A 17,934-nucleotide genomic window follows, 5' to 3' on the forward strand; every position below is an offset into this window, starting at 1 on the left:
ACTAGCGAAGAGCCTGACTGGAATTTCGTTCGAAGTTCGATTGCAGGGTTAACGCCAGATCTGTATCAGGTTCTACCACTACCACTTCGACTTCCCGTCTGTCGCGCAGCAGCACTTCGCCCAGCACGCCGACTCCAGCTCCACCAAGAATTTCCAGGAAGTCAATACTGCCGAAAATTTCTCCCAAAACTGCGCCTGCGGCTGCCCCGATCGCCGCTCCCCGGAAAATGTTGGGATTGGTGCGGCGGCTCACGGTTTCGGTTCGGGTGATTACATCCGAAGTAGCATTGATCGCAACGGGTTCTGCGTCTTCAAATAAGGTAATTTCTTCAGCCACGAACTGAGTGCCACCCGATGCAGGCTTCAGCTCTCCCTTAATCTGGCTGCCTGCCGGAATGAGCACACTGCCTCTGGTGCTAGTGATATCGCGAGCGACGGTCAGCGTCACGGGCACGGTTTCTTCTGGAGTCAGAACGATTTTCTCTGATTTGTCATAGCGCACCGGAATCTGTGTTCCTACGGCAACCATCGGCGTACGCCAGCTATCGGGGAATCGCTGGGCGATCAAATATCCTTCGGACGAAGCGGCATCAGATTTGGCGATCGACAAGGGAAGGGCGACTGTTGAAGCGGCAATGGTTGCCAGAGTAACGGCTAAACCAGACTGCCAGGGATGAGAAAGCTGCATGGGTTCCTCCAAAATCGAGATCAGTTGAGATCCGCATCTGGATGCTGTTGACTTCAGCAAAACCAGAAAGTTCCTCAATTTTGCTCTAATGTACCCAAATTATTCCTAGCGGGATGGTGAGGCATCAGCAACTACTTCCCGACAGCCTGCAATGCCCAGAGCAGGGTTTTGGCGATAGGCAGCTTCGGGAACCCAGATGCGCACTCGGCGATCGGCAGCGATCGTATAAAGATAGTCCACATCCGGGTGATAGTCTACGCCCACCTTGAGATTCGAGAAATCATCCTCGCAGAACTCAAAGCCAAACCGCACCACCATTTGAGCCACTAAACACTCTGGCGTATCGCTCGCTTCTCCAGAGGCATCCCGCTCCTGCCAAAAGGTTTCGAGAAACGGGGTGAGAATCGCCAGCACCTTGTCCGGTGTTCCTCTGCGGCTGGCATAAACGATCGCTGGATTCCCTTCAACAATCAGATGATACGATTCTGACATTGGCTTACTCCTGCTCGATTCCTGACTGAATTTCTGATTATCTGATTACAAGGTTTGACGCTACTTCTGAGAAACACGGTGCTGGAGTCGATCGGCAGTCCGTAAAATTTGACCTGCCAGCACTGCCGCCCCAAACCCGTTATCAATATTCACCACACCGATTCCGGCGGCGCAAGAATTCAGCATGGTCAGCAGAGGCGCGAGTCCGCTAAAGCTGGCTCCGTAGCCAATACTGGTGGGTACGGCAATCACCGGACAGCCTGCCAACCCTGCCACCACGCTCGGCAACGCCCCTTCCATCCCTGCCACCACAATCAGCACATCCGCATCTGCAATCACCTGCCGATTGCTCAACAAACGGTGAATTCCTGCCACGCCCACATCCCACAGCCGCTTCACCTGAAAGCCCGATAGCTCAGCTGTCACCGCCGCTTCTTCTGCTACTGCCAAATCCGCCGTTCCTGCCGAGAGCAAGGTAATTGTTCCTGGATAGCGGGGTTTGAGATCCGGGGGAACGATCGCCGCAATCCGAGCCAGTCGATAATATTGCAACCCTGGCACGCGCCCCTGAATCTGCCCATAAACCTCCGGCTCGATCCGCGTTGCCATCACGAGGGGGTTTCGCTGCCGCATCGTCTGCATGATTTGCACAATCTGCTCTGGCGTTTTGCCCGGTCCCCAGATCACTTCGGGAAAGCCCGTTCTGAGCGATCGATGGTGATCGAGATTGGCAAATTCATCAACGGGTTCAAAATCAAAATGCTTGAGCCTGTCCAGAGCCGCTTCGGGACTTACCGCGCCTTGGGCGACAGATTGCAAAAGATGGTGGAGAGCTTCGGGGGAGGTCACAAATCGTAAAAAGGAGAACAGTCACAGTTCTTTCCTATTCTACTGGGAGTGCGATCGTGCCGGTGACTTTAAGCGTTTAGAGGTCTTGCCCTGGTAGAGGATTGGGAGTAAATTCGTGCTGTGGTTTAGAAGAGCCGATGACTATCGCCTTCAGGAAGCCCCTAATCTGCGATCGTCTCCAGCAAGCTAATTTTCGATGAGCTAATTTTCGATGAGCTAATTTTCGATTTGCTTTTGCCCGATGCGCGGTTCCGTTCCTGCCAAAAGTCGCCGGATGTTTGCTTGATGCCGCCAGATTACAAAGAGCCCACCAACGATCGCCATGAGCTGATAGGGCAGCGGATAGCCCAGACCGATCATCAGTGCCATGCCTACGATCGCCGCAATAATCGATCCCAGTGACACAATGCGCGCCAGTGCCAGCACGATGCTAAATGCTGCCAGTGCCCCCAGCCCAACCTGCCACGACATCGCCAGAAGTACCCCCAGTCCGGTTGCTACGGATTTGCCACCCGTAAACTGAATCCAGATTGAGCGGCTGTGTCCCAGCAGTGTTGCCAAAGCCGCCAAAGGAACCATCCCGTCTAACCAGGTTTGTGGATCAATGCCCGCAGGCGCAGCAGCAGTAATTATAGGCAGCGAGAAAAACCAGCGCGTGAAAGCGATCGCCGCCACACCCTTGCCGATATCGATTAGCAACACTGCCAGAGCCGGAAGTTTGCCGATCGTTCGCAGCACATTCGTTGCGCCTGTAGACTTAGAGCCATGTTCGCGGATGTCGATGCCCTTCAGCAGCTTTCCCGTCCAATAGCCCGTCGGAATCGATCCACAAAGGTAGGCAACGAAGAGAACCAGGACGCTGTATCCGAACCAAACCGCCATGACGCTTGCTCCTGCTGAATGCAATTCCAGTGTACAGCGATCGATTCCTCAAAAATAAGCTCAAAAAATAAGCCTCATGCCCGCAGACACAAGACCTATTTTGTTTCAATCATTATTCAGCGCTGCCTTTTAGAACAGGCGCGAACTATCGCGAACTATATCGTTCTTCTGCCCAGGGTTCGCCGCGATGATGGTATCCGTTGCGCTCCCAAAAACCCAGATCGGTGCGATCGAGGAATTCCAGCCCGTTGATCCATTTAGCACTTTTCCAGGCGTACAAATGAGGCACAACCAGGCGCATCGGTCCACCGTGGTCGGGCGGCAGCGGCTCGTCAAACAGGGTATGGGCAAAGAAGTTTTCTTCGCGCAGGAAGTCTTCCATTGAAATATTGGTCGTGTAGCCGCCGTAGCAGTGTTCCATCAGGTGAACTGCCTTCGGATCGACTTCGATCTGCTGCATAAAATCGGTGACTTTGACCCCACGCCACTTCACGTCTAGCTTCGACCAAGTGGTGACGCAGTGAAAATCAGCGGTGAACTCCGTTTGCGGCATTGCCATGAAGTCCTCCCAGGTGAAGGTTTTGGGAGTGGCTAAGCCCCAGACTTTAAATTCCCAGGTATTAATATCAACTGTTGGCGTTTGTCCGTAGGTGAGTACGGGAAAGCCGCTTGCAAGATGCTGTCCGGGCGGAACACGGTCTTTTAGCTCAGAGCTTGGTTTTTGGAAGAATTTGCCTAGCATAAGCCCAGTAGAGGTAAGTGAGGGAAAGACTGAACTTGCGGTTGCCGATGCGATCGATCACCCATGACCGAAATCTTTTGACTAGAAGTTAATCTTAGATCAAAAACACAAACGCGGATGGCTGAACGCAATGGCTGCATTGCGCTAGGTACACGAGTTTTAACTGCACCGGCTTTAACTACACCAGTTTTAGGCGCAGCAGTTCTAGCCGTCCCTCTACTGTCAACCTAACCCTACTCTTCTTCCTCTTCCTCGTTCTGTGGATAGACGAAGCTCGTGGAACGACCTGTCAGCACAGACTTGCCCAGGGACAATGCTTTTTGCGCTGCGACAGAAGCTTTCCGCTTCCAGGTGGCTTTGCGCTTATCGCGCTTGGATTTCGAGGTTTTCTTCTTAGGAACTGCCATGGCCGGGAGAAACCGCAAATTACACTACAACCTTTCTAGCTTAGCAGCAGTCGGGCGATCGAGTTCAATTGTTTTTCGGAAGAACTCACCCCCAAGCCAAACAGGTAAACTGGATGAGAAACGGCAACAGAAAAACAGCAATCCGGGCACTCATGACAATTTTTACGCTGCGATCGGTTTCCAAAGACTTTGGCATCAAAGAAATCCTTAGAGATGCCAGTTTCAGCCTGGAAGAAGGCGATAAGGTGGGGCTGATTGGCATCAACGGTTCCGGGAAATCGACGCTGCTGAAAATGATTGCCGGGCTGGAGCCGATCGATCGCGGCGAGATCTGGAAAAATTCGGGCACAAAGATTGTCTATTTACCGCAGCAGCCTGACATGGACGAAGACCGCACGGTGATCGATCAGGTGTTTGCCGACGGCGGTGAACAAATGACGCTGGTGCGCGAATACGAAGAACTTTCTGACAAGCTTACCCATGGGCACGGTGACCCAGAGCGGCTGATGGCCCGGCTGACTCAGGTGACAGGAAGAATGGAGGCGATCGGCGCGTGGGATGCGGAAAACAACGCCAAGAGTATTCTGAGCCAGCTTGGAATTCAGGACTTTGAGGCGCGAATTGGCGATCTGTCGGGCGGCTATCGCAAACGAATTGCCCTGGCATCGGCACTGCTATCTGAACCGGATGTGCTGCTGATGGATGAGCCGACAAACCATCTGGACGCGCTTTCAGTCGAGTGGCTGCAAAGCTATCTCAATCGGTTTCGCGGCGCGCTGTTGCTGATTACCCACGATCGCTATTTTCTCGATCGCGTCACGAATCGGATTATTGAACTTGATCGGGGTGAGCTGTTCAGCTATAGCGGCAACTATGCCTACTATCTGGAGAAAAAAGCCGAAGCCGAAGAAGTCGCAGTCAGCAGTCAGCGCAAACACGCGGGAGTGTTACGACGCGAACTCGAATGGCTCAAACGCGGACCCAAAGCCCGCAGCACCAAGCAAAAAGCCCGAATCGATCGCATCCACGAAATGCAAGCGCAGGAGTTTAAGCAGGCGCAGGGTAAAGTTGCCATTTCTACCGCAGGTCGGCGGATCGGCAAGAAAGTGATCGACCTGAAGAACGTGGGGAAGGCGTTTGGCGATCGTGTTTTGATTAAAGGCTTTACTTACAGCTTTAGTCCTGAAGATCGGGTGGGCATCATCGGCAGCAACGGAGCCGGAAAATCGACGCTGATGAACATCATTACCGGGCGGCTGGAGCCAGATGGGGGCAAAGTTGAACTGGGAACAACGATTCACATTGGCTATTTCGACCAGCATTCCGAGGATGTGTCGATCAACGAAAATCAGCGTGTGATTGATTATCTCAAAGGCGTTGCAGAGCTGGTAAAAACGGCAGACGGCAGCATCATTACGGCTTCCCAAATGCTGGAGCGATTTTTGTTTCCGCCGAATCAGCAGTATGCGCCAATTAATAAACTTTCGGGCGGCGAAAAGCGACGGCTCTTCCTGCTGCGGGTGCTCATGGCTGCGCCGAATGTGCTGATTCTAGACGAACCGACGAACGATCTGGACGTGCAGACATTGGCGGTTTTAGAAGAATATCTGGAAGACTTTAACGGCTCTGTGATTGTGGTTTCTCACGATCGCTACTTCCTCGATCGCACCGTAGACACCATTTTTGCCTTTGAACCAGACGGCACCCTGCGCCAGTATCCGGGCAATTACACCACTTATTTGGACTTCAAAAAAGACGAAGAGCAGAATACTGTGGTGAATGTGGCGGAGAACAGCACGAAGAATCGTTCCGCACAATCTGTGAATGCACCTGAGAAAGAGGCGGAGAAATCGGCAGATCGATCGCAGCAAAACGGAACTTCTCGCAAACTGTCATTCAAAGAGAAACGAGAATACGAAACTTTAGAAGCGCAGATTCCTCAGCTTGAAACTGAAAAAGAAGAACTCGAAAAGCAGCTTTATGGTAATCCGCCCATTGACTATGCAGAGATGCAGCAGCTTACGGAAAAGCTGGCCCATTTGAGTCAGACGATCGACTCTGCGACAGAACGCTGGTTAGAATTAGCTGAACGCTTAGGATAACGAACAGAGGATGGGATTAGCCCAGTCTCAACCATCGTTCCAGTATCCGCACTAGCCAGCGACAGTTTTCTTCGCCCAACCCTTTGCCAATAAAGATCTCGGCTCGACCCACTTGCAGGACGACTACCCTGGCATCATATCGGTGTTTGCCGCTGCCAAAGCTTTTCATCGTTTGAAAAATATCTTCAATGGCATGGGTTGGAGCTGCATCCATTGAAATCAATCTGCCAAAGGGACGCTTATAGATTGAAAGATCTTGGCGATCGAACTCAACAAAGGTGGGCAGGAATTCCCAATAAACCATTGCACAAATCAGCAAAACAATCAGGAGCGCAAAGAACACCACTGGAGGCATTGCAATCAGCGCTGGCAGAACCGGACTGAAGATGCGTCCAACGACCATCAGCGCAATTGCGATCGGGACGAGCATTAAGAGCTGTCGGCGATTCGTTCCAGGGATGGTAATCAGCAGGTGTTCCGGGCTTTGCTGCACAGTAATATCTGCCCCGGTGGGTGCAACGAACGATCGCGTTTCGATCATTTCCTCAATTTTCTCAGGCGGCGGCGATAACACGGGTTTAACCCAATGCACAGGCTGAGGAGATTCAAACTGTAACGCGGTCAGTGCCGCCCTTGCAGTCTGGAAACGATCGCCCACATCCGGTTCTACCAGTCTGCTGATCCATTGCTCAAAGCTGGGATTGAGGCTGACGCGATCGACAAACTGAATCCGTAAATCTTTCTGGGGCAATTCAGCTGGAGATAGACCGGTCACCAGATGGATCAGCGTTGCCCCCAATCCGTACAAATCAGAAGCCGGAACTGCTCGCCCGCCAAACTGTTCAATTGGCGCATAGCCATAAGTCCCGACGACCGTGAACGTTGCCCCCTCTGCCGCAGCCCGATCCTGAACTGCTCCAAAATCCACTAGATAAAGACGATCGCCCTCACCCAAAATCAAATTACTGGGCTTGATATCTCGATGCAAAACCGGAGGGCTAAGTTCATGCAGATAGCACAAAAGCTTCAACAGACTGGTGGCAATGTGCCGCACCTGGGTTTCGCTAAAGTGTTTTCCCTGCTGCAACAGTTGCTTCAGCGATTCTCCTGGCAGATAATCCTGCACCAAACTAAACCAAAACAGACGGTCTTCAACCGTGAAGGAATCCCGGTATTTAGGAATTTGGGGATGATTGAGCTGTTGCAAGACCAGAGCTTCTCGCTCAAACAGCTTCAAATCTTCCCACTGCATACTGTCGCCCAGAGACAGCAGCTTGATCACCACGGGCTCTGGAGGTTGCAGCACAAGGTCGCGAGCGAGCCAGGTTTGCCGCCCAGTCGTTTTTCCAAGCGGACGATCGAGTTGATAGCGTTCTTGAAGAATCTGTCCAGTTTGCAGCATAAGCGATCGAGTTGCGTTAGAGCGGAGGAAAGGGAAGCAATCAGACCGTTGCTAACAGGTTGCTAAGAAGTTGCTAAGAAAGAGTTTGCCCCGCTACTGGCAGAAGACACAGCATGACTACAATCGCAAAAAACTAAATATCTGACAGTGCGATCGCCGATCCGGTAGGATGCTTTAGCGACAGCGTAACGCACGATCCAAACCACGAAATACCCACCGGAAAATCACAACAACCCTTAGCGGAACATTCTCATCACCCATCACCCCCCTCCAAAAACGGCACCCACCCCCCGCATTCCCTAATCCTTCGAGTGCACCCCCTGCGCCACAAATCGGTGAAAACTCGAATACTGCCAATCCACCGCCCGATTGCAACAAAGAACCGGAAAGGTCGCTACAGAGCCAGGGCTATCTTTGATGCGTGACCTGCGTAAAAAAATACGTGCCGCCTGCAATTTTGCTTCTGCGGTAGTAGGGCATGATATGAGGCGAAACGAAGCTGTTCCCCCTTCGGGGTAATCGGGTTTTGTGGAGGAGTATTCCCCGATCGAGCAAATGACGCTGAATTCAAATAAAAGACGATTACGGTTTGAGAGGTTTTGGAGTGAAGCGTTTCGATGTTGGGAGATTATGCGTTAGCGTCAGCGTAACGTATCCTACTCGCTGAATCGATCGCAACCAAATCACCTTATTCACCCGATCGAATGGGTTTCAGCAAATTTTGACCTGATTCAGTAATTCCCACGATATTATCCAAGAAATAGGGTCGTTCAATGGCCACTCCATCACTATCTATGCAAAAACGAATGTTTCGCCGCCAATTGATCCGGTTTCTAATTTCGCTAACGGCTGTGACGGTGACTGCAACTGCCTGCGGTTCTCAGTCGGGAACGGATGCAGGCTCAACAGCAAGCGGAGGTCAGCCAGGCACTCAGCAAAAGGTTGGCGTTGTTTTAGGCACAGGCGGCGAAAATGACAAGTCGTTTAACGAATACACGCTGAAGGGAGCCAGAGAAGGTGCAGAGGCTGCCGGAATGGGATTTTCCTACGTTAGCCCAACGAGCAACAGCGATTTTGAAAAGAACATCGAAACCCAGATTTCTGAAGGCGCGAATCTAATCGTTTCAGTGGGTTTCCAGATGGGCGACGCGACGGCGGCGATGGCAAGAAAGTATCCCGATGTGAAGTTTGTGATCATCGACTATGCCTACGCCCCAGAAAATGGCGGAGCTGACCCTTATCAGGGCGACCTGAAAAACGTCACCAGTCTCATGTTTGCCGAAGATCAGGCGGGCTACCTGGCGGGCGTATTGGCAGGCTGCGTCAGCGAAACGGGCAAAGTTGCCACGGTTTCTGGGATGGAAATTCCGCCTGTGGTGCGGTTTGTGCAAGGCTTCCAGAGCGGTGCGAAGTCGGTGAATCCCAATATTGTTGCCTATAACCAGTACATTCCTGACTTTGGCGACCCGGCGACAGGAAAATCGGTCGGGCAGAACTTCATTAGCCAGGGTGCGGACGTGGTTTTTGGCGTGGGCGGCAACACGGGCAACGGTGGACTGCTCGCAGCGAAAGAGGCAGGCAAGAAGGCGATCGGCGTAGACGTAGACCAATATCTCTCTTACCCAGAAGTGAAAGACGCGCTGATCACCAGTGCCGTGAAAAATATTGATCTGGCAACCGCAAACGCCGTGAAGGAATTTGCTGCGGGTCAGATCCAGCCGGGAATTCAGCAAGCAACGATCGAGACAGGTGGAGTCGGCTTGGCTCCCTTCCATGACTGGGACAGCAAAATTTCCCAGGAGTGTAAAACGAAAGTGACTCAGGCAACCGAAGCCCTGAAAACAAACCCCCAGCTATCAGGAGCGAAATAGCGTGTCTGCCGTTCTGGAAGCGCGAGGGATCAGCAAGCGATACGGTCGGGTGCTGGCAAATGATGCAATCGACTTTATGGCGCGATCGGGCGAAATTCATGTGCTGTTGGGCGAAAATGGCGCAGGCAAAACCACGCTGATGAACTTGCTCTACGGCTTAGAGCGTCCTGATAGCGGCGAAATCTGGGTGGATGGAAAACCGATCGTCCTTGCCAGTCCCAGAGATGCAATTCATCATGGCATTGTCATGGTGCATCAGCACTTTATGCTGGTTCCCGTGTTTACAGTGCTGGAAAACGTAGTGCTGGGCGTGGAGCAAACTCGCGGGCTGAAACTGGGCAAGTTGGGCAGGCTGGAACGGGGAAAACCAGAGCGACGGATTCGCGATCTGGCAGATCAGCTCAGCCTCGATCTGGATCTCAACGCCAAGGTTGCCGACCTTCCCGTCGGAATTCAGCAAAAGATTGAGATTATCAAGGCACTCTATCGCGGCGCGAGAATCCTAATTCTGGACGAACCCACTGCCGTCTTGACTCCCGCTGAAACCGCAGAGCTGTTTGATCTGCTGCGAAAGCTGACTCAGCAGGGCTTGTCGATCGTCATGATTACCCACAAGCTAAAAGAAGCTCTGGCAATCGCCGATCGAATCTCCGTGATGCGCCAGGGTCAGATGGTAGGCAGGGTCAATCCGAGAACGGCAACCGAGGCAGAGCTGGCCGAACTGATGGTCGGACGCAAAGTGATCTTGCAGGTCAACAAGCCCCCTGTTCAGCCCGGGGAACCGATCGTCATTGTGCGCGATTTGCGAGTCTTAGACGATTACCCCTCCGGGAAATTGCGAAGCAACCGCCAGCACATTGCCGTGAACGAGGTCAGCTTCACGATTCGCGCCGGAGAAATTCTCGGCATTGCCGGAGTCCAGGGCAACGGACAAACTGAACTCTCGGAAGCCTTAGCGGGTCTGCGTCCAGTGGCATCGGGTCAGATCACGTTTCTCGGTCAGGAGATCACGACTGCCAGCCCTCGGACGCTGATCGATCGCGGCTTGGCGCACGTCCCCGAAGACCGGGGCAAAAACGGCATCGTCAAATCCTACTCCCTGGCAGACAATATCGCCCTCTGCACCTACTACAAACCGCCTTTCGCCAAGGGATTGCAGCTCCGAGAAGGCGCGATCGTCCGCCAAGCCACCCGCTTGATCGAAGAATTCGACATCCGCCCCGGCAACCCCGGCTATCCCGCAGGCTCGCTCTCTGGCGGCAACCAGCAGAAGCTGATCATGGCAAGGGAACTCTCCCGCGACGCCAAATTTCTGATCGCCTGTCAGCCCACCCGTGGGGTCGATATTGGCGCCATCGAGCTGATTCATTGCCGCATCATCGAAGCTCGATCTCAAGGAATGGCAGTCCTGCTGATTTCCTCCGAATTGGACGAAGTGCTTGCCCTCTCCGATCGGGTTGCGGTGATGTTTCAAGGACGCATTATCGAAACTTTGTCGATCGAGCAGGCTTCTCGCGATCGAGTGGGGCAACTGATGGGCGGCAGTACCCTTTCCTGACGAAGCAAAAGATTCAGCATATAAACCCAAGGGAACCGAGCCAATCATTCTAAGTTTCAAAGTCCCCCAAAGTTGGGGGATTTAGGGGGCAATACAGCACTCCTCACTCCCCTCAAACACCCTCATCTCCCCACTCATCTACCCCTTTCCCACCCGTGCCCTCTACCCTCAAACCCTACCTCCGCCAATTCGGACTTCCCCTCCTCGCCATCCTGACCGCGATCGTCATTACCGTTCCCGTGATCGGCTTTGCGCTGGACTGGAACTGGGCGAAAATTGCGACGGCCTATGGCGGATTACTGGATGGAGCCTTGTTTAAGCGATTTGCCTTCGCGAATACCTTGGTGGCGGCGATCCCGCTGATGTTCACCGGGCTTGCGCTTGCCCTGGGCTTTCGGACGGGCGTGTTTAACATCGGCGCACCGGGACAGTTTTTGATTGGCGCGACCTGTGCGGTTTTTGTGGGATACGCGATTCCCCTGCCACCCCTGATTCACCCGATCGCCGCACTCATTGCCGGGATAGTCGGAGGCGGATTGTGGGGCGCAATTCCCGGATTTCTAAAGGCGCGGTTTGGCTCCCATGAGGTGATCAATACGATCATGCTCAACTACCTTGCATTTTTCCTGCAGGATTGGCTGGTCAAGAATCCGCTGAAAGACCCCAATCCGGCAGTCATCCGCACTCCAGAAATTTTAGCAACGGCAGAACTGCCCCGCTTTTACGATCGCCTCCATATCGGTTTATTTCTGGCACTGCTAACCGCGTTTGGCGTCTGGTATCTGCTAAGCAAAACCACGCTGGGCTATGAGCTTCGCACGGTGGGCAGCAACCCGGAGGCGGCAAAGTATGCAGGCATGAAGCTGGGACGCTTGACGGTTCTCAGTCTTGCTTTATCGGGCGCATTGGCAGGGCTGGGCGGCGCAGTGCAGATCCTTGGAGTCGATCGCGCGATGCCTGTGCTGTATTCCAGCGATTACGGCTTTGATGCAATTCCGGTGGCTCTGCTAGGGCAGAATCAGCCGATCGGCGTGGTGCTTTCTGCGATTTTGTTTGGCGCATTGCGAAATGGCAGCGACCTGATGCAGCTGCGATCGGGTGGCACGGTATCGCGAGAAGTGATTTTTATTGTGCAGGCAGTGATTCTCTTATTTGTGGCAGCTCCGGCGATCGTGCGCTGGCTCTATCGGCTGAGATTGCCGCAAAGCGAGATCGAAAAAGAAGGTGGACTGACGCGAGGATGGGGCTAAGATGGACGACCTGAGTGGATTTCTGAAGCTGGCACTGATTACCGCAACGCCGATCGCTTTAGGCGCATTCGCCGGAATTATGTCTGAGCGGGCGGGCGTCGTGAATATTGCGATCGAAGGCATGATGCTTACCGGGGCAATGGTGGCGCAGTTAGTGGCAATGTACCTGTATCAGCCGCTTCAGAGCGTTTTTGGCGGCGCGGCAGTTCTGGTGAGTTTGCTATTGGGAACGATCGCTGGAATTGGCTCTGGGGCATTGCTGGGCGGTCTGCACGGCATCACCTCAATTCGCTTCAAGGCAGACCAGATCATTAGCGGCACAGTGATTAACCTGCTGGCGTGGGGCATCACAGGCTGGGTGTTTCAACGCTGGATGACCACCGGTGCGCCCACCTCTCCCGGAACCTTTCCGCGTCTGCCGATTCCGTTGCTGAGCCAGCTCCCGATCGTCGGTGATTTGCTATTCAACCATCAGCCGTTGGTCTACACAATGTTTCTGCTAACGGGCGTTCTTTACTACGTCCTGTTTTACACACCGTGGGGTCTGCGGATGCGGGCAGTGGGCGAACATCCTCGCGCAGCGGATACGGTGGGGATTAATGTCCCGCAGGTCAGGTATATTTGCACGATCGTTGGAGGGGCGATCGCCGGGCTTGCCGGAGTATGGCTGACGCTAGAGCAGGTTGGAGCCTTTTCACTTCGCATGAGTGCCGGACGCGGATTTATCGCTTTAGCCGCCATGATTTTTGGTCGCTGGCATCCGGTGGGCGCACTGGGAGCCTCTTTGCTGTTTGGACTCGGAACTGCAATCCAGATTCGAGCCGCTAGCCTCACTGCAACCGATTCCGCCCTGGCGTTGATTCCCTCCCAGGTGTATCAGGCAATCCCCTATCTGCTGACAATCGTGGCTCTGGCTGGGTTTGGCGGCAAAGCGACTCCCCCTGCGGCAAGCGGTCAACCCTACGAAAGCCATCAATAGAAAATCCATCCCCCCGATTTCCGTCGATCGAAAGACGTGATTCCGCCAGAGGTCGTTACGGTGAAAGTATCTCTCATCACCCGAATCGTCCTCTATGCTCACCGCGACGCCTAATACCACCCCGACCCTCGAAGCCGCGCAGCAAGCTTTTCAGCAGTTTATCCAGTCCTGCTCGAAATCCGATCGCCTTGTAACGCTGCATGATTCAGATGCAGATGGACTGACCGCCGGAGTCGTGTGGCAGCGTGCCTTTGAACGCATGGGCTTTGAGTCTGTGGTGCGGGTTGTGCCCGATCGCGAACGCAATGCCTGGACGACCGCAAACCAGCAAAAAGTACAGGCAGCCAACCCTGATCGTCTGTTTGTGATGGATCTGGGCAGTCAGGATCAGGCGGTGATTCCGGGTGTGCCGACCTGCTTTATTGACCACCACCATCCCGAAGGCGTGCCCGCAGGCGATACGCTGATCAGTGCCTACACCTGGGAACCTGTGCCCAATACGTCTTTAATGATTTGGGAGCTGTGTCGATCGCTCGTGGATATTGCTGATCTCAAATGGATTGCCGCGATCGGAACTGTGAGCGATTTGGGCGATCGTGCCCCGTTCGAGCTGCTGACTTCTGCCAAGAAAAAATACACTGCTAAGTATCTCAAAGAAGCCACTGCGCTGATTAATGCTTCGCGGCGAGCAGGCGAATACCATCCTGAAATTGCGGCTCAGGCATTGCTGAATCACATGAATCCGAAAGAACTGGTCAACTCAACCGCGCCCGAAGTCGAAACCCTGCGCCAAATGCGATCGGAAGTGAAGCAAGAACTCGAACAAGCCCGCCGCGCTGCTCCCACCTTTGCTGGAAAAGTTGCCCTGATTCGGCTGCATTCGCCCTGCCAGATTCACCCACTGATTGCCCAAAGCTGGCGCGATCGACTGCCCCAATACATTGTGATTGCCGCGAACGACGGCTATCTACCGGGACGAGTTAACTTCTCTGCGCGCTCGAACAGCCAGAATGTCCTCGAGTTTCTGCAAAGCCAGCCCATTAGCGACGGCGAAGGCTCATTTGGGCACGGTCACGATCAGGCATCGGGGGGAAGTTTGCCCGTCGATCGCTGGAATGAACTGCTGAAGCAGCTTGGCTTTTCAAAGCAGGTTTTCGCAAAAGCGTCTTGAGCCGACTTGAAGTTTGATAACCCGTGCCTGATTCAGGGAAGATGTCATTGCTCAGGCTGGGAGTCTTGAGCGAGAGCTTGAATATCCTGATGGGCGCATTCTAGCTTTGTTTGTGTTGCTTTTGTTTCTCCTTTAGAGGACTCCATTTCTCGCACCTGCAAGCCATCCCTTTTCACGGGCAGGTTTGGCTATTTTGCCTGGCAGTTCGTCCGGCGATCGACGTTGCTGCCTTCTGCGATCGCTGGGAGCTAAACGATGGTAACCTTTACAAAGCTTTAGGAGATCTGAAAAAAAAGGGCATTGTCATCTCTATCTCCAGCCAACTGAACCTTCAACTCTCCTAGTCTTCTCTGGAGTAGAACTGCTGCTTGCCCAACTTCAGGGTGCGCGAAGCCGGGTACATTATCTGTTGTGATCTGGGCTGATAGTGGAAAGCAGGAACCGGGCTCTATCCACTTTGCTATGGTTACTAACCTTTGGATTGAGCAAAAAGGTAAAGGTTAGGGCATGATGTCATCCAATCTTAAATTCAATCCAGGAAATAGAGTGGAGGCGATCGCCTCTCCCATCTGATATCGTTGTTGAGCATATTCCCCATTTACCAATTGGCAAACAATAAACGTAGGTTGTTTTGGTTTCCCGATAAAGGCAATTCCGCCTAAACCCCGGAAATCTACAATCCAATACTCCGAGATGCCCAGCAGTGCATATTCTTCCACCTTACGGGCATAATCATCCTGCCAGTTAGTACTCACTACCTCCGCTACTAACCGAATCGCTTTACCACTTGTTAAAACAGGCTGTTTCTCCCAAAGCGGTTCTTTAGCCAACTCAGCTTCATCCAGCACAATTACATCAGGACGGAGGGCTGTCGCTTCAGTCTCAGGTGGGCGAATCAAGCAGTTTTTAGGAATTGTCCATTTCAAGTTCAAACGCAAGATCTCAGCGAATAACCTCCCAGCCAGTTTTCCTGAAGTGGATTCGTGAGGTCCGGTTGGTTCCATGTCGCGCAGTTCACCATCGATTAGTTCATATCGTGGGTCATCGCCATACTGTCTTAGAAAGTCTTCAAAGGAGAGGATTTTAGAGGATGTGTAAGTCATCATTCACCCCATTGGGCTTAGCTTTCAAATACAGATCAAGTACCTTGTTCCCAATTGCTTCCGCCGCTTTCTCAAACACTGACATTAGATCCTCCCCAGTACACGCTTACATTTAGAGGGCATATAAAGGGCTGAGACTCTCAAAAAATGGTGATTTAAGGTCAGCAGAGCAATACCTCCTAGCTTTGCTAACTCGATAAGGGCTTCTAAGCATTCCACTCTCCACTGCTCTAGCTGGTCCTCGTACTGAATCAATTCCTCACGCTCAGCTTTAACTAGTTCGCCCTGCTCACAGCGATCGCGCAACTCGTTCAACTGCTGCTGCTCATCCGTAGGAAGACAACGCTGGAGCACGTCAATCAAAGCCACTTCTTCAAGACTAGCTACAGCTTGCTGCGTAGGTTCAGATAAAAACTCCAATAATTGCACCAAAGCAGTGAACCGATTGGTCAGCAACCGCTCAATCAGTTCGATCGCCCTTCTACAAATATTGGTAGCTGGAGTCATAGAACGCTAAATAGATTTGTGCTTAATCCCAATTGTACTAAAGCTCATCCCAAAGCTCCTCAGGTAGGGTATAACCCAAACTTAAGATTTCTTGTTTTGACAGGTGAGGGCAATAGCCGTTCATCTGATGAATTGAAGGTAGTCTGGACTGTAAAAACAATTCAGGAGCAAAAGGTTGCTGTGGAGTGTGAAACATTAAGTCGTCGCGTTTTTCCACCAGCTTGGTTGGCACGGTATGAGTGAGCAACCGAATAGAGTTGAGAATTTCCAACTCTCTCAACTACTTGGACAATACCTCAATCTTGAAAAGTTCTGCACTTGCACTCAAACCTACCAGAAGTATGCCGATCAGATTGATCCGTACCCCAAGAACTTAGAAGAGACTATCCCAGCACTAAAAGCTTTGTGCCAACACATCCTTGACCCCGCGATTACTCACTTTGGCATGGAGCAATTTCAGTTAACCTACGGATTCTGCTCAAAGGATCTGAAGCGGTTCCTGGCTCAGAAAGACCCAGAGACAGGGATTAAGAATGGACGGGTTGATCCGAGTCGTGACCAGCACATGGCCCATGAGAAGAACCGAAATGGCAAGTATTACTGCGATTGCCTCGGTGCTGCCTGCGATTTTCGGATTGTGAAGTTGGAGAGCAATCGTCTTGTGGAATGGATTCTGGAACAGCAGTTACCGTTTGACTCGCTGTACTACTACGGGGGCGATCGACCCATCCACATCAGCTATAGCCCAAAACAAAGGAAAGCTATTTGGGTATTTACCGATGGAGGAGTACCCACAAGGAAAGGGATTGAGCATTGGATAAAAGCACCAACTTAATGGAGCTAAAACTTTATGTTTCCTACTGATGGACAATCACAGAGTCCCTACTCAATTCAATGTAATTGTGCTGAGATAGCAAATTAACGATGAGGGATAGATTTGTAGTGAAAAGAATTTCTAAGTCTGCGTTTTTGATATTTCCCGTTGTGACGAGCAGAAGTTTATAGAATTCATTTGATATCTTTTTAGGGTGTAGCTAACCGCTTCAGCATGAGCCGGATAAAGCAAAGATTGAGCTTTGCCCTCGCATGGTCTAAAGTCCACTCAAAGTTCTTCACTAAACTCTTGCACCGCTCCACCCAAGCATTCGACCGTTCCACAATCCATCGAGTGGCTACTCGGACAAAGCCAGATTTACCCTGAGCCTCCTTTTGCGCCTTCGACGGTTTGGGAGAACGCTCAAAGCGAATCTTCGTCATAATCTGGGGATAAACGTTTTTAAGCGCTTGCTTGATCTTGTCTGGATGATACCCGTGGTCTATGAGGATTGTAATCTTGGGAATATTGACAGGTTTCGCTTTGAAATAAGCGATATTGTTCGAGAGCATCTCAATCAATCCCTGGTCATCTGTCACATTTGCTTTGGTGCAGTGGGTAAAGAAGGGAAACCCTAAGGTATCCACTGCTAGATGTCGTTCCATTCCATTAGTTGCTTTGTAATGACAGAACCCTTTGGAGGCAGCACTCGCATTGCAAGTGTTCTTCACTGCCTGAGAATCAATGATGATTAGGGTTGTCCACTTCGGTTTTTTTGAACCTGTTGCCGCACTTTTTGATGAAGTGCCTCGAGAATCTGGTCGAGAGCTCCAGTTTCCCGCCACTGCTTGTAGTACCAGAACACGGTGGAGTAAGGGGGCAGATCTCTCGGCAGGTCACACCAGTTACAGCCATTCTTGAGCTGGTAGAAGATGCCATCAAGAATTTGACGTTTAGTCCACAATGGTGGTCTAGTCTGCTTCTTGGACGGCAAGAGTGGCTCAATAATTTTCCATTCTGCATCGCTCAGGTTGCTGGAGTATGCCATTTTTGCTTTAGTTTAATCCAGCATCCTCAAAGATCTCAAATGAGTTCTATAGGAGTTGAAGTTTTCAAG

18 protein-coding genes and 1 pseudogene are annotated in these 17,934 nt (G+C 52.0%); 7 read left to right on the forward strand and 12 right to left on the reverse strand.

Features of this window, described 5'->3' with window-relative positions; all coding sequences use genetic code 11:
- Position 1 precedes the first annotated feature (1 nt).
- The 6 genes from NDI45_RS16310 to rpmF all read right to left on the reverse strand — a co-directional run bounded on the left by NDI45_RS16310 (position 2) and on the right by rpmF (position 4,060).
- The gene (locus tag NDI45_RS16310; protein ID WP_190793090.1) at positions 2–688 is read right to left on the reverse strand and encodes a hypothetical protein; all 687 of its coding nucleotides are present in this window, start codon (positions 686–688) and stop codon (positions 2–4) included.
- A gap of 105 nt (positions 689–793) precedes the next feature.
- Positions 794–1,180, reverse strand: a complete 387-nt coding sequence (locus NDI45_RS16315; protein WP_190793091.1) for a histidine kinase — start codon at positions 1,178–1,180, stop codon at positions 794–796.
- 60 nt (positions 1,181–1,240) lie between these two features.
- On the reverse strand, positions 1,241–2,029 hold the full coding sequence (gene larB / locus NDI45_RS16320; RefSeq protein WP_348247953.1) for a nickel pincer cofactor biosynthesis protein LarB: 789 nt from the start codon (positions 2,027–2,029) through the stop codon (positions 1,241–1,243).
- A 216-nt stretch (positions 2,030–2,245) separates the two neighbouring features.
- Positions 2,246–2,911: a glycerol-3-phosphate 1-O-acyltransferase PlsY gene (gene plsY, locus NDI45_RS16325; RefSeq protein ID WP_348247954.1), complete on the reverse strand. Its 666-nt coding sequence runs from the start codon at positions 2,909–2,911 to the stop codon at positions 2,246–2,248.
- Positions 2,912–3,056: 145 nt separating this feature from the next.
- The gene (locus tag NDI45_RS16330; RefSeq protein WP_348247955.1) at positions 3,057–3,653 is read right to left on the reverse strand and encodes a sulfite oxidase-like oxidoreductase; all 597 of its coding nucleotides are present in this window, start codon (positions 3,651–3,653) and stop codon (positions 3,057–3,059) included.
- Between the two features lie 233 nt (positions 3,654–3,886).
- On the reverse strand, positions 3,887–4,060 hold the full coding sequence (rpmF, locus tag NDI45_RS16335; RefSeq protein WP_190793095.1) for a 50S ribosomal protein L32: 174 nt from the start codon (positions 4,058–4,060) through the stop codon (positions 3,887–3,889).
- Positions 4,061–4,212: 152 nt separating this feature from the next.
- Here rpmF and NDI45_RS16340 point away from each other — a divergent pair, with 152 nt between their 5' ends.
- Positions 4,213–6,162 (forward strand): ABC-F family ATP-binding cassette domain-containing protein, encoded by a 1,950-nt coding sequence (locus tag NDI45_RS16340; protein ID WP_348247956.1) that lies wholly within the window; start codon positions 4,213–4,215, stop codon positions 6,160–6,162.
- A 16-nt stretch (positions 6,163–6,178) separates the two neighbouring features.
- On the opposite strand, the gene NDI45_RS16345 is transcribed toward NDI45_RS16340, so the two are convergent.
- Positions 6,179–7,564: a serine/threonine-protein kinase gene (locus NDI45_RS16345; RefSeq protein ID WP_348247957.1), complete on the reverse strand. Its 1,386-nt coding sequence runs from the start codon at positions 7,562–7,564 to the stop codon at positions 6,179–6,181.
- Between the two features lie 411 nt (positions 7,565–7,975).
- Positions 7,976–8,044: pseudogene (locus NDI45_RS16350) on the reverse strand (transposase); the annotation flags it as partial.
- A 326-nt stretch (positions 8,045–8,370) separates the two neighbouring features.
- Between NDI45_RS16350 and NDI45_RS16355 the strand changes: the two are divergent.
- The 5 genes from NDI45_RS16355 (at position 8,371) to NDI45_RS16375 (ending at position 14,393) form a co-directional block, all read left to right on the forward strand.
- Positions 8,371–9,435 (forward strand): BMP family ABC transporter substrate-binding protein, encoded by a 1,065-nt coding sequence (locus tag NDI45_RS16355; protein ID WP_348247958.1) that lies wholly within the window; start codon positions 8,371–8,373, stop codon positions 9,433–9,435.
- A 1-nt stretch (position 9,436) separates the two neighbouring features.
- On the forward strand, positions 9,437–10,993 hold the full coding sequence (locus NDI45_RS16360; RefSeq protein ID WP_348247959.1) for an ABC transporter ATP-binding protein: 1,557 nt from the start codon (positions 9,437–9,439) through the stop codon (positions 10,991–10,993).
- 155 nt (positions 10,994–11,148) lie between these two features.
- Positions 11,149–12,243, forward strand: coding sequence for an ABC transporter permease (locus NDI45_RS16365; protein ID WP_348247960.1), 1,095 nt, complete (start codon positions 11,149–11,151; stop codon positions 12,241–12,243).
- Position 12,244: 1 nt separating this feature from the next.
- A complete protein-coding gene (locus NDI45_RS16370) occupies positions 12,245–13,222 on the forward strand; it encodes an ABC transporter permease (protein WP_348247961.1) in 978 nt (325 codons plus the stop codon).
- A gap of 94 nt (positions 13,223–13,316) precedes the next feature.
- Positions 13,317–14,393 carry a phosphoesterase gene (locus NDI45_RS16375; protein ID WP_348247962.1) on the forward strand — a complete coding sequence of 359 codons (1,077 nt, stop codon included), beginning with the start codon at positions 13,317–13,319 and terminating at the stop codon, positions 14,391–14,393.
- Positions 14,394–14,893: 500 nt separating this feature from the next.
- On the opposite strand, the gene NDI45_RS16380 is transcribed toward NDI45_RS16375, so the two are convergent.
- Positions 14,894–15,496, reverse strand: coding sequence for a Uma2 family endonuclease (locus NDI45_RS16380; protein ID WP_348247963.1), 603 nt, complete (start codon positions 15,494–15,496; stop codon positions 14,894–14,896).
- A gap of 84 nt (positions 15,497–15,580) precedes the next feature.
- Positions 15,581–16,003 carry a hypothetical protein gene (locus NDI45_RS16385; protein WP_348247964.1) on the reverse strand — a complete coding sequence of 141 codons (423 nt, stop codon included), beginning with the start codon at positions 16,001–16,003 and terminating at the stop codon, positions 15,581–15,583.
- A 235-nt stretch (positions 16,004–16,238) separates the two neighbouring features.
- Here NDI45_RS16385 and NDI45_RS16390 point away from each other — a divergent pair, with 235 nt between their 5' ends.
- On the forward strand, positions 16,239–16,838 hold the full coding sequence (locus NDI45_RS16390; RefSeq protein WP_348247965.1) for a hypothetical protein: 600 nt from the start codon (positions 16,239–16,241) through the stop codon (positions 16,836–16,838).
- Between the two features lie 188 nt (positions 16,839–17,026).
- Here the strand turns inward: NDI45_RS16390 and NDI45_RS16395 are convergent, their stop codons facing one another.
- Both NDI45_RS16395 and NDI45_RS16400 read right to left on the reverse strand, forming a co-directional pair.
- The gene (locus tag NDI45_RS16395) at positions 17,027–17,566 is read right to left on the reverse strand and encodes a transposase (RefSeq protein ID WP_190794754.1); all 540 of its coding nucleotides are present in this window, start codon (positions 17,564–17,566) and stop codon (positions 17,027–17,029) included.
- Positions 17,567–17,568: 2 nt separating this feature from the next.
- Positions 17,569–17,865 carry a transposase gene (locus NDI45_RS16400; protein WP_190794751.1) on the reverse strand — a complete coding sequence of 99 codons (297 nt, stop codon included), beginning with the start codon at positions 17,863–17,865 and terminating at the stop codon, positions 17,569–17,571.
- Positions 17,866–17,934: the final 69 nt, after the last annotated feature.

This window comes from Leptolyngbya sp. GB1-A1 (genome assembly GCF_039962475.1).
GTDB lineage: Bacteria > Cyanobacteriota > Cyanobacteriia > Elainellales > Elainellaceae > Leptolyngbya_A.